Source organism: Faecalicatena sp., from assembly GCF_058819085.1.
Map to the genome: position 1 here is coordinate 71,356 of NZ_JBZUUL010000019.1, position 12,506 is coordinate 83,861.

The window sequence follows — 12,506 nt, forward strand, 5'->3', positions numbered from 1 at the left end:
GGAAATACCGCGCTAAGTGCGAGCATTATACCACAAATGCTAAGCTCGTTAAATACCTCGGATCAGATGTTTATTCACCTTACTGGCATTTTTCCATAAACTAACTATATACTTGTCGAATGGAGTGTCTGCATGGAACCGATACTTGAATTAAAAAACATTAATTATGCATATCACACTTTAGAAGGAGAAACCAAGGCACTGACAGATATTTCATTTTCCATCGCTTCCGGTGAGTTTGTCGCGATCGTCGGACCTTCCGGCTGTGGGAAATCTACCCTGCTCTCGATTATCTCAGGGCTTTTGGAGCCCGAAAAGGGATTGATAAAAATGAATGGGAAATATATGAAAGAAAGCACCATGAATGTCGGATATATGCTGCAGCACGACCACCTTTTTGAGTGGCGCACGGTGTATAAAAATGTACTTCTAGGGCTGGAGATCCAACACATGCTCTCCCCAAAATCAAAAGCCAAGACAAAGGAACTTCTGGAATTGTACGGGCTGAAACAATTTGCCAATTCAAAACCATCCGAATTATCGGGAGGAATGAGACAGCGGGCAGCTCTGATCCGCACTCTTGTCCTGGAACCGGATCTTCTGCTTCTGGATGAACCGTTTTCCGCTTTAGACTACCAGACACGACTCTCCGTTGGCGATGACATTGGACAGATCATTCGTCACGCACACAAAACGGCATTATTAGTGACACATGACCTTTCAGAAGCAGTCAGTCTCGCCGACCAGGTCATCATCCTAACAAGCAGGCCTGCCCATATCTCCAAGATCGTACCTATCACATTTACTCTGGATAAAGACACCCCTCTTCTTCGCAGGAATGCACCGGAGTTCAAGAATTACTTTAATATTATATGGGAGGAGTTGAATCAAAATGAATGAAATTTCCGCAGGACAGCAAAGTTATCTGAATATGCACAAAAAACACAAAAGGATCGTCCGGGTCTCCCGCGTGGCAATCCTTTTAAGCTTTTTATTTCTCTGGGAATTCACAGCAAATGTAGGGATCATTGATTCCTTTATTTTCAGCAGCCCGTCCAAAATTGCCCTCTGCTTCTGGGGAATGGTCCTGGACAAAAGCATTTTTGTCCATATTTGGGTCACCTTATATGAGACAATCGTTAGTTTCCTTCTGGTCACTGTCATCAGTGTCATGATTGCAGTCGCCCTATGGTGCAGTAAGAAGCTCTCGGAAATCCTGGATCCCTACCTTGTCGTACTCAACAGCCTGCCCAAATCCGCACTTGCCCCGCTGTTAATCGTATGGCTGGGCGCTACGAAAACAACGATCATCGTTGCCGGCATGTCCGTGGCTATCTTCGGAAGCATTTTAAACCTCTACACCAGTTTTACTACGGTAGACGGTGAGAAGATCCGGCTGATCTACACCTTACGCGGGAATAAATGGCATGCACTGACCAAGGTCGTGCTGCCCAGCTCCATCCCGGCGATCATCAGCAATATGAAGGTCAACATCGGGCTCTGCCTGGTCGGTGTCATCATCGGGGAGTTCCTGGCGGCACGGGACGGACTTGGATATCTGATTATATACTCCAGCCAGGTGTTTACTTAGGTGGGGAAAATGACACAAAGACAATGCTGACTTTTAAATTTCTTTCATGTTTTCTAACAGAGACTATATATTTTTATTAATCTTTCTACACCATTACTTAATGGTGTCTCATGCAAAGGACTATATTTTGAATATAATTCTCCCGGTTTTACTTTACATATTATTTCACTGGAAAAAAATATCATACTTCCACTGCATATAAGTATACACATCCGCCATCCACTCTAATATAAATTCATCGTATTCTTCGCTTATTTCACTATCTTCCTGAATTGTTACTCCTAAACTCCCCAATATCTGTTTTGGGAGTTTATTTAAGTAGAGGGGATTTAATAGCTTCATATATTACCTACACCTTCGCCACAAGACAGTTTTTCTTATAAAATGAAACTCCATACCGGATAATATTCTCATATCCATCCCTTTTCAGCTCCTGATCATAATGCCTGTCCGCAATCTGTCGTAACGCTTTTTCTGCCTCATCCTCCATTTTGCATAACTAATTGTCCATCGAACTTAAAATTCCTTCATCTTCTCCCCGCTGATCTCAAAGATACTCTCAAAAGGTATCTTCGTATTCACGATCTTTAGGACCCGCGCCGTCTCATCGATCCTGGAGACCATCCCGGTCTTTTTCAGATACTCATTCTTTTCATAATAAACCACTGTGATCATGTCGTTTTTCTGCACCTGCTTTAGCTTCCTGTCCAGTTCTTCCTTATACTCCTCGGACAGCTCCATTTTCGGCACGATGATCTTTTCCTTCTTCCTGAGCGCATCCGGATATCCTTTTAAAGCCGCAAATGGCATAAACTGTTTTGCACGCTCTTCCCTGCTCATTTTAGATGCCACTCTTATGACCTCCGATCTGTCTGTTCCGTTCCCTGGCCGTTGCTTTTTCCTCCAGATTCATGCCCTTTAATATGGCATTTTTCCCATACTTCTCTTTTATATCCAGCATGACCTTCTGCATCTTATGCTCCCGCTCCAGCTCTGCCGGATCCGTGAAAAGATCATACTGCTGATATTTCTCATCCACCACATTGTTGAATGCCAGATTCAGCCTGTGTATGGGGATATGCCTGTCTACGATCCTGTCATACAGCTTTTCCGTATAGGAAATGATCTGCTTTGCCGAACTGGTTGTCACTGTCATGCTGATCGTTCCGTGTGCCGACTTCGCCTCATAGCGGCTGCCATAACCTACATAAAGGGAGATAGAATCTGTCACCAGCTCCTTATCCACCAGTTCCAGGCTCAGCATGTCTGCCATCTCCTTGACCACCAGCTTTGCGTCTTCAAAACAATAATCGCATCCCAGCACCTGCCCGCTGGAGATAGAGTTAGACTTTGGCTTATATGCTTTGATATCTGCTATTGTTGTGATCTCCCTGCCCCAGGCATGGTCGATGAGCAGCTCCGCATCAATGCCAAATAATTTGTACAAAAGCGCCTCATCCGCCTGTGCGATCTCTCTCATAGTGCTGATGCCGGAGTGTCTCAGACGCTCTGCTGTTCCTTTTCCTACCCTCCAGAAATCTGTGAGAGGCTTGTGATCCCACAGCGTCTGCCTGTAGGATTCTTCATCTAATACTCCGATGTTATCTTTTGCATGCTTTGCCGTAATATCCAAAGCAATCTTTGCAAGATAGAGATTGGTCCCGATCCCACATGTTGCCGTGATCCCTGTTTTTTGATATACATCCTGCATAATCGCCTTACTCAGCTCTTTTGCACTCATCTGGTACATGGCGAGGTAATCCGTCACATCCATAAATGCCTCGTCTATGGAGTATACATGGATATCATCCTTTGAGATATATTTGAGATAAATTGCATATATTTCTGCAGAGTAATCAATATACAGCTGCATCCTCGGTACTGCTTTAATGTATTCAAGGTTCTCAGGAATCTGAAACACCCGGCAGCGGTTTTTTACTCCCTGTGCCTTCATGGAAGGAGAAACAGCCAGACAGATAGTCTTCTCTGTCCGCTCCGGATCTGCAACCACAAGATTCGTCGTCAGTGGATCCAAACCGCGCTCCACACATTCTACCGAGGCAAAAAATGATTTCAGATCAATGCAGATATAGACTCTTTCCTGCTGCATAACGCTCTCTTCTCCCTTCCTCGTTTTTCCCTTAAATGCTGCCTTTTATCTGTTTCCTATTTCTGTTCATCCACTGTTTTTCTGTCAGCGCCAGATGCCTCAATTGCCTCATATACCGCCTGCGCGATCACCTCATTGCCTTCTGCATTCGGATGGACCCCGTCTACGAAATATCCAGAATGGTCTTTCGTAACCTCATAAATATCGATCACCGGGACCCGGCACTTTTCTGCCACTCTTCTGATGATAGGATTCACCTCATTTGCAATGACTGACTTATTGACATGAAAAGCCACCACATCGCTGTCCTCTGCACCAAATGCGGCACAGCAGGTCATCAGGTATACTTCCGGGCCGGATGGCAGTCCTTTATAAATATCCACAAATTCTTCCAGCTGCTTCTCATATTCTCCCGCATTCCAGTTATACGCCTTCGAATCGTTCGTACCAAGCATAATCAGCACAATATCCGGCAGAGCCTGCTTTGACTCCTCAAAAAAATCCATTGCCCTGTAGGGTGTATTCGTTCCGTTGAGCAGCGTTTTCCCGCTGATCCCATAGTTCAAAACGGTATAGCCACTTCCTAACAAGCCCGACAGCTTTGCAGGATAACTATCCTGATCACGCGTCTGGTGTACGCCCGCCCCAAAGGTAATACTGTCTCCGATGCAGGCTATTTTTATCTCTTTTGGCTTTGATTGAGCAGCTTGTGTTTTGTCCGGTACCGTGTGCGCTTTCTCCCGATTCACTGCACACCCTGTGGCTGCTAAAATCATCACACAAGCTACGATTCCAAGCATATATTTTACCAGTCTGTTTATCATAAAATCTTCCTCTTTCTATATCACATCTTTTGAGAATATCTTCCCAATTTCATCATACCCGGAGGGCATCCCGCAACTCATGCCCTGGCGGGCGGGTCCGCAGCATACGCTGCAGATTAAGGTATGCCATGGAAAAACCATGATACCTGCAAATTGTACCTATATAGCACAGGGATACGTTTCAAGACGCATCCCTGATTTATTATACTTCATTCTTCTCTGTTGCACAATCCTTTGTTCCCGTCAGACGATATGCTCCTCCATTCACCGCGGCCCCCCTTCCCTTCAAAATAGATCTTCCCCTGCTGCTTTAGTCTTCTGATTCCTGCATTGACTCTGGACAGGCTGATGTTCTCTTTTTCTGCGATCATTTTTGCAGTAATTCGAGGATCCTCATGCATATATCCCACAATCCGCTGATTTAATGCCTCTTTTTCTGCCTGATACCGAAATTCTAAGCCAAGCGGTACGTCCATCCGCAGCATGCCGTCATCCCTTTGTATCTCCTGTGCCGCGTTCACAGTGACGGGGGCCTCTCTTCCCACATCCTGCACTTTATATATGATCGTAACTTTCTCAGGAAACACCATAATCTTTTCAATCCCTTCAATCATTGCGGCAGTGTCTGCCTGTCTGACGGCGCCATTCTCCAGGCGTTTCCGTATTTTCCCCAGCCGTTGTTCCCTGTCTGCCTGCATGCTCCCAGAATCTCTTACCTTTTCAAGCTGTTGGTTGATTCTCACGATCCTTTGTTGAATCTCCCGTCTTTTTTCTTGATAATCGCTATCCGAGATCACGTCCTCAAGCAGCTTATCCAAAAGCTTTCTTTTCTTCTGCTCACAGCGTCCCTTTTCCTTTTGAAGTTTTTTCACCTGACTAATTAAAGCTTTTTGTCCCAGTACTTCTGATAAGAGGAACATCATGTTGTCAACGATCTTCTCATCCTGCCACACCTTCTTTGGAAAGGATTGCTCGGAAACGTGTTCCAGCAGATGGAGCAGTTCCTCTTCCCTGAGGTGAATGTTACTACACCCCCTAGAGAATTCCTCTGTAAGAGGATTCTTTTTACTGCCGGCCGGTTCCCGGTTTCTTCCGTTTTGAATATAATTTTTACATCTCCATTCAATGACTAGCTTTTGATCCTTACACCGTTTTCTATACCTGCGGTAATAAGGACTGCCGCATATCCCACATTGAATTTTTCCGGAGAGCAGATAATTCCTGCATTTTCTCCCGGCTTTATAAGCTTCTTTTTGTCCGGTTTTCCCCGTTGTTCTGCGCTTATCCATGGCATCGTTTGCTTCTTCCCATTCTTTCCTGGAAACCGCTGCCGGAACCGCGTTCTCGTGTATGACCCACTGATCCTTTGGCAGTCTGACCGTTCTTTTTGTCTGAAAATCAAAATGCATTCTATTTTGTACCACAGTTCCGCATCGGATCGGGTTGCGGATGATCCTGCGGATCGTCTCTTCCTTAAAGGGTCTGCCATTACGATCAAAAATCCCATTCTCTTTTAAGTAATGTCCAATGGAAGTACATCCCATACTTTTACATAGAAGAAATATGAGCTTGATTGCTTCTGCTTCTTCCTGAACAAGTTCTACTGTTCCGTCTGCTTTTTTTCTCAAACCGTATGTCTCCGGCGGCAGAATAAAAGACCTGCCATCCTGCTGCCTGTGGGAATGGGCATTGTTGATCTTCCTGGACAGCTCTTTACTGTACTCCTCAGCCAGGATCGCCTTGATCCCGGTGATCAGAGCGTCATCTGCAGAATAAAACGTTCCGTCCAGATACATGAACAACCGTTTCTCATTGGATATGAGGCGGTCTATAAAAAGATACCAGTCCTTCGTGTTTCTCATCAAACGGTCCTGGCTCTTGATCACCACAACATCAAATTTATCGCTCTTTAGTTCCTCATACAGCCGGTTATATTCATTCCGATTGGCCGTTGTGGTACCGCTCTTTGCCTCTATGTATTCATCTACGAGTGTCCAGCCCTGCCTGCAGACACTTTGACGTGCTTCATTCACCTGCTGTTTCAGGGCATCCTTCTGGCTTTCTTCCTCGGTACTGCAGCGGCAGTAGATCACAGCGCGCAGCATACGCTACTCCAAAGCGATACGCTGTTTTAAGCGCATCCATTCTTCCGATGTCAAAAAATTCTCCTCCCTAAGGAGATCAGCAAGATGGAGGAGTATTCTTTTTTCTGCTTCCTGTTTCCGGCTCTGCTCATACCTCTTATCCTGCTCTGCCATCCTTTTTTTCCTGCCGCCTGGCAGCAGCTTTTCCTTACAATCTTCCAATCTTCCATCAGCCGTCTTTCACCGTCCTTACATCAGCATATGAAAAAACACCTTGTACTTATGTAGAAATCCCAGCTCTGCAAAAAACAGCAGGACAAAACATCCTTTTAAAAAATGTCTTGTCCTGCTGTTTACAGACTTTGTAAATCTTTGTAGCTGTTCGACGCTTTCACACGGACTGTGCAGTAAATGCACAGTCCTGTACTGAACAGTTAAAACCTTTTCAAATATATTTTTTCGACCAGATTGATGAGTGCATACAGTCCCATCGCCATAATGCACAATAGAACGATAGACATCAGGAGCCAATCCATTTTAAATAGCTGTGAAGGGGAAAAGACATTTTAAATCAGATAGGGTTCTTTTTTTGCCGTCTATTTTTCTATCCTCTTCTCATACACTATAACTTCATATGGACGCAGGGTTTCGTCTTCCCCCTTCCCCTCATAGTTACCGAGAATCTTTTCGTATCGTTCATCAAGGAAATATTCCTTCTCTCCCTCTGCATCCCGGATATCCCCCATCTGTACACACTCTCCCCGGAAATTACAGAACACGAGCAGTTCCTCTTCCTCCAGATAGCGCCTGTACGCCAGTATATTTTTATTCTCCTGGCACAAAAATTCAATCTTCCCGTCTGAGATGACAGGGTTCTCTTTTCTAAACATGATCAGTCTCTTGTAGAAAGCCAGGATGGAATCTTTATCTGCCATTTCTGCCTCTGCGTTAATCCTTTTATAATTTTCCGGCAGCCCGATCCACGGCCTGACATCCGAAAATCCGGCATTTTCTCCATCATTCCACTGCATAGGGGTACGCCCGTTGTCCCTGGATCGTTTGGATAGGATCTCAAGCGCCTCTTCCCTTGTATGCCCCTCTTTCAACAGGATCTCATAATAGTTCAGGCTCTCCACATCCCGGTAATCCCCGATCGTCTCATATCCGGGGTTGGTCATTCCCAGTTCTTCTCCCTGATAAATATAAGGGGTTCCGCGCATCAGATGGATGCAGGCCGCCAGCATTTTTGCCGATTCCTTCCAGGCGTTCTGATCATCTCCCAGACGTGACACGATTCTTGGCTGATCATGGTTACACCAAAACACCGCATTCCACCCTTGATTTTCCTGCATTCCACGCTGCCATCTGCAAAACAGTTCTTTCAATGCCGGAATATCCGGTTCCGTCAGCTCCCATTTATTACCGTTCTTATAATCCACTTTCAAATGATGAAAATTGAAACACATGGAAAGCTCTTTTTCCTGTGGATTCGAATACCGGATACAGTTTTCCAGAGAAGTAGAGGACATCTCTCCCACTGTCACCATATCTTCGATCCCGGTATCGCAAACCAGTTCTTTCAAAAACTCGTGTACATGACGCCCATCCGTATAGAATCTCCGTCCGTCTCCTTCCAGGTCATCCTCAAAAACCTCCGGCTTTGAGATCAGATTTACCACATCAAACCGGAATCCTTTGATTCCTTTCGCTTTCCAGAAACAGATGATCCGCTTTAGTTCCTCACGTACTTTGGGATTCTCCCAATTTAAATCCGCCTGGGTCACATCGAACAGGTGAAGGTACCATTTTTTCAGGGCAGGCACATATTCCCACGCCGGACCGCCAAACTTGGACTCCCAGTTGGTCGGGATCTGATCTTGTGTTCCATCCTGAAAGATATAATAATCCATGTACTCAGGATCGCCCCGGAGGGCCTTCTGGAACCACTCATGCTGCGTAGAGGTGTGATTAAATACCATATCCAGCATCAGTCCGATCCCCTTTTCCTGTGCTTTTTTGATCAATTCTTCCAGATCCTCCATGGTACCGAATACCGGATCGATCTTCCGGTAATCTGCCACATCATATCCATTGTCTCTCTGGGGTGAGACAAAAAACGGAGTGAGCCACAGATAATCCACCCCCAGGGCTTCCAGATAATCCAGCTTTTCCGTGATTCCTTTTAAATCTCCGATCCCATCCCCGTCAGAATCTTTGAACGACTTGGGATAAATCTGGTATACTACTTTATTTTTAAAATCGGTCATGCCGTGTTTCCTCCTGCTTATTCAATCGACTGCTAATATCCAATAAGGAACATATTTATTCAAATGTAACGATACCTGTCTCCTTTGCACGGGCGCAGATTCCTGTATGAAATTCTATATTCTCTGCATCGCCCTCATCTGTTATGACACAGACTGTTGTATCTGAATGTCCTGCTGCACGGATCTTTTCCCGTGAAAACCGGATCAGCGGTGTCCCTGCTGCCACCTTCTCCCCTTGCTTTACAAGGTATTCAAAGCCATCCCCCTTCATATCGACCGTATCGATCCCAATATGGAGAAGCAGTTCCATTTTGTTTCCCAGTGTCAAGCCGCATGCATGCCTGGATTCCTCCATCAGAACGGTTACAGTTGCGTCAGCCGGGGCATACAGTGTTTCACTTTCCGGGATAACCGCCAGTCCATCCCCCATGATCCCTTCGGAAAATACACCGTCACCCACTTCTTTCAATGGGATTACCCTTCCGTCAAGAAAAGCCTTTAATTCTTTCGTTTCTCCTGCCTGTTCCTCTGCACGGTCTCTCTTTTCAAGGATCTTTTCTTTCTTCTCAGGAACCCTTTTTGTTTCCTTTTCTAAAGCCTTACCGATCCCCCTTTTCTTTCCTACTATTACTGTAAGCACGTAAGGCACCACAATTGCAACTGCCATACACACAGCAAAGGAAAGCATATATTTCGGCTGGATGGACAGAATCCCCGGAAGCCCTCCGACTCCGATGGCATTTGCCGTTGTCCCCCACGCCACGCCAATGACTGCTGCACATGCAGAACCAATCATCCCGCATACAAAAGGGAAGAAATGTTTCAGGTTGACGCCAAAGATCGCCGGTTCTGTTACTCCCAGGTAACAGGAAATGCATGCCGGAACATTTACTTCCTGTGCCTGTGGATCTCTTCTCTGCAGCGTGATCATGCCCAGGACTGCGGACCCCTGTGCAATATTGGATAAGGCGATCATCGGCCACAGCATGGTCCCTGTATAATCTGCGATCAGCTGCAGATCGATGGCATTTGTCATGTGATGCAGTCCGGTGATAACAAGGGGCGCATAGACAAAACCGAAAATTGCTCCGAATACAACTTTAAAAGGTCCGGTGATTCCTGCATACACAACACTTGAAATTGCAGAGCCGATCTTCCAGCCGACCGGGCCAAGGATAAAATGCGCCGCGATTACTGCCAGTACAAGACTGAAGAAGGGAACGACGATCATAGAGATTACCTGGGGCGTGATCTTCCTGAAAAACTTTTCCAGATAGACCAGGGTAAATGCTGCCAGGATCGCAGGAATTACTTGTGCCTGGTATCCGATCATATTGACCTTAAAATATCCAAAATCCCAGAACGGAATCTCTGATGCTGCCGTGGAAGCCACGGAATAGGCATTCAAAAGCTGCCCGGAAACCAGCGTCAGACCAAGAACGATTCCCAGCATCTCGGTGGTTCCCATTTTCTTGGTCACAGACCAGCAGATCCCGACCGGAAGCATATGGAATACGGCCTCACCGATCAGCCACAGGAAGCTGTCGATCCCGGACCAGAACTGACTGATATCACACAATGTCTTTGTTCCGTTTTCGAATAGATACAGGCTGTCGATACAATTCCGGAAACCTAAGATCAGGCCGCCGACGATAATCGCCGGGATCAGTGGTGCAAAGATTTCTGCAATTGCCGTGACCATCCTCTGCAATACACTCTGGTTCTTTTTTGCAGCCTGCTTCACCGTATCTTTTGAAACTCCCTCAACCCCTGCCACAGCCGTAAAATCATTGTAGAAATCTGCAACAGTATTCCCAATGATGACCTGAAACTGTCCTGACTGTGTAAAGCTTCCCTTTACCACTTTCATTGCTTCGATCTTTTCCACATCCGCCGCTGACGGATCATTTAACACAAACCGCATTCTTGTCATACAATGTGAGACCGCCGCAATGTTCTGCCGCCCTCCGATCAATTCTAAAAGTTCTTCTGCATCCTTAGCATATCTGCCCATGATCTTTCCTCCCGATTATTTCATCCAATGAGATCCACTTTGTCAATCTTGTTTAAACAAGTTCTTTAATTATTTTATACCATACTTGTTTAAACAAGTCAACCCCGTTTTCAATTTTAAACTTTCTTTCTATCCATCTATCTGCCGGATCATGTTAAAAACTGTTCTTTTCGTTCCCTTGACTTATCGCCCCTTTAAGCTATAATAAAAACAGATGTTTAAACAAGCATAACATTAAAGAAAGGTGAAGTCATGCCGAAAGCCAAATTTGAAACAATCTATAAAGATTTAAAACAGAAGATCGAATCCCAGGAGTATCCCTATCAGGAGCTGCTCCCTTCCGAGAATACTATGGTGGATATCTACGGATGTTCCCGCAATACCATCCGCAGGGCCGTATCTGAACTGGCTGAGGTGGGTTATGTACAGTCTCTCCACGGCAAAGGCGTCCGCGTCATTTACCAGCCCGTTGATCAGGCCTCCTTTACCATAGGCGGAATCGAATCCTTCAAGGAATCTGCCGCCAGAAACCATAAGAAAACACGCACCGATGTGATCCAGTTTGCGGAGATTACTGCAGATGAACGGATTTCTTCCAAAACGGGATTTTTAGAGGGAAGCGAACTCTACTATATCCAGCGTGTCCGCTATCTGGAAGAAAAGGCGCTGATCCTGGATGTGAACATGTTTTTAAAGTCTGTCGTCCCCGGGCTTACGAAAGAGATCGCCGCAAGGTCCATCTATGAATATATTGAAAATGAATTGGGAATGGCTATTATCACAAGTAAGCGTAAGATGACCGTGGAGCGGGCGACTGAGATCGATGAAAAATATCTGGAGCTCAACGACTATAACTGTCTGGCCGTAATCACCGGGCAGACCTATAATGCAGACGGGATCATGTTCGAGTATACTCAGTCCCGCCATCGGCCGGATTACTTCTGTTTCCAGGATACAGCTACAAGGAAACGGCAATAGGAAGTGGAAAGGAATTATAATTCATGTGTGGACGTTATTATATCGATGATGAGACAGCCAGGGAGATTGAACGGCTTGTCCGCCATCTTGACCAGAAATTTAAAGCAGGAGGCAGAAGAGATATCTATCCTTCCGGCCAGGCTCCCGTTATCACCGGGTATCAGAATGAATTTTCTGCTGAGCTTTTTACATGGGGATTCCCTGGATTTGATCAGAAGAATCTGATCATCAACGCCCGCTCGGAGACTGCATTGGAAAAACGAATGTTTAAGGAAAGCATCCGAAACCACAGGTGTGCCGTTCCGGCCGCCGGATTTTATGAGTGGAACAAGGAAAAGGAGAAATACACCTTCCAGAGACCGGATGGCAGGATCTGCTACCTGGCGGGGTTCTACAAGGAATTTAAAGGCAGCGTCCGGTTTGTGATCCTGACTACGGATGCCAACGAGTCAATGAAAAGCGTGCATCACCGGATGCCCCTTGTCTTAAATGATGAGGAGCTGGATGCCTGGCTTTTTGACGATTCCCAGACAGAATTGATCCTGCATAAGGTTCCCGGAGCGTTAAAAAAGGACACCGAATATGAACAGCAGACACTGGACTTTTTGAAATAGATGCCCGGAGACATTTTTGTTTTT

General features: G+C 45.7%; 13 protein-coding genes and 1 pseudogene. 4 read left to right on the top strand and 10 right to left on the bottom strand.

Annotated elements, in window-relative coordinates; all coding sequences use genetic code 11:
* Positions 1-132: 132 nt before the first annotated feature.
* Positions 133-900, top strand: coding sequence for an ABC transporter ATP-binding protein (locus AC4OGX_RS09410; RefSeq protein ID WP_493330055.1), 768 nt, complete (start codon positions 133-135; stop codon positions 898-900).
* A complete protein-coding gene (locus tag AC4OGX_RS09415) occupies positions 893-1,591 on the top strand; it encodes an ABC transporter permease (protein ID WP_493330057.1) in 699 nt (232 codons plus the stop codon). The genes AC4OGX_RS09410 and AC4OGX_RS09415 overlap by 8 nt, the downstream gene beginning before the upstream one ends.
* 165 nt (positions 1,592-1,756) lie before the next feature.
* Here AC4OGX_RS09415 and AC4OGX_RS09420 read toward each other — a convergent pair whose 3' ends face one another.
* From AC4OGX_RS09420 to treP, 10 genes and pseudogenes are all read right to left on the bottom strand, one after another.
* Positions 1,757-1,933, bottom strand: coding sequence for a hypothetical protein (locus AC4OGX_RS09420; protein ID WP_493330059.1), 177 nt, complete (start codon positions 1,931-1,933; stop codon positions 1,757-1,759).
* Positions 1,934-1,940: 7 nt separating this feature from the next.
* Entirely contained in the window at positions 1,941-2,081 is a 141-nt protein-coding gene (locus AC4OGX_RS09425) for a PD-(D/E)XK nuclease domain-containing protein (protein WP_493330060.1), read from the bottom strand.
* Positions 2,082-2,107: 26 nt separating this feature from the next.
* Complete coding sequence (locus tag AC4OGX_RS09430) at positions 2,108-2,443, bottom strand: YolD-like family protein (RefSeq protein WP_493330061.1); 336 nt, start codon at positions 2,441-2,443, stop codon at positions 2,108-2,110.
* Positions 2,433-3,701 carry a Y-family DNA polymerase gene (locus tag AC4OGX_RS09435; protein WP_493330062.1) on the bottom strand — a complete coding sequence of 423 codons (1,269 nt, stop codon included), beginning with the start codon at positions 3,699-3,701 and terminating at the stop codon, positions 2,433-2,435. The genes AC4OGX_RS09430 and AC4OGX_RS09435 overlap by 11 nt, the downstream gene beginning before the upstream one ends.
* A 56-nt stretch (positions 3,702-3,757) precedes the next feature.
* The gene (locus AC4OGX_RS09440; RefSeq protein ID WP_493330064.1) at positions 3,758-4,525 is read right to left on the bottom strand and encodes a GDSL-type esterase/lipase family protein; all 768 of its coding nucleotides are present in this window, start codon (positions 4,523-4,525) and stop codon (positions 3,758-3,760) included.
* Between the two features lie 209 nt (positions 4,526-4,734).
* A complete protein-coding gene (locus AC4OGX_RS09445; protein WP_493330066.1) occupies positions 4,735-6,630 on the bottom strand; it encodes a recombinase family protein in 1,896 nt (631 codons plus the stop codon).
* Between the two features lie 3 nt (positions 6,631-6,633).
* Entirely contained in the window at positions 6,634-6,831 is a 198-nt protein-coding gene (locus tag AC4OGX_RS09450; protein WP_493330068.1) for a hypothetical protein, read from the bottom strand.
* Between the two features lie 212 nt (positions 6,832-7,043).
* Positions 7,044-7,160, bottom strand: a pseudogene (locus AC4OGX_RS09455) (ABC transporter permease); the annotation flags it as partial.
* Positions 7,161-7,205: 45 nt separating this feature from the next.
* The gene (gene treC, locus AC4OGX_RS09460) at positions 7,206-8,876 is read right to left on the bottom strand and encodes an alpha,alpha-phosphotrehalase (RefSeq protein WP_493330069.1); all 1,671 of its coding nucleotides are present in this window, start codon (positions 8,874-8,876) and stop codon (positions 7,206-7,208) included.
* 55 nt (positions 8,877-8,931) lie between these two features.
* Positions 8,932-10,890: a PTS system trehalose-specific EIIBC component gene (gene treP, locus AC4OGX_RS09465; protein WP_493330070.1), complete on the bottom strand. Its 1,959-nt coding sequence runs from the start codon at positions 10,888-10,890 to the stop codon at positions 8,932-8,934.
* 252 nt (positions 10,891-11,142) lie between these two features.
* Here treP and treR point away from each other — a divergent pair, with 252 nt between their 5' ends.
* Together treR and AC4OGX_RS09475 are read left to right on the top strand one after the other, a co-directional pair.
* Positions 11,143-11,868: a trehalose operon repressor gene (gene treR, locus AC4OGX_RS09470; RefSeq protein ID WP_493330071.1), complete on the top strand. Its 726-nt coding sequence runs from the start codon at positions 11,143-11,145 to the stop codon at positions 11,866-11,868.
* 23 nt (positions 11,869-11,891) lie between these two features.
* Positions 11,892-12,482, top strand: coding sequence for an SOS response-associated peptidase (locus AC4OGX_RS09475; protein WP_493330072.1), 591 nt, complete (start codon positions 11,892-11,894; stop codon positions 12,480-12,482).
* Positions 12,483-12,506 lie beyond the last annotated feature (24 nt).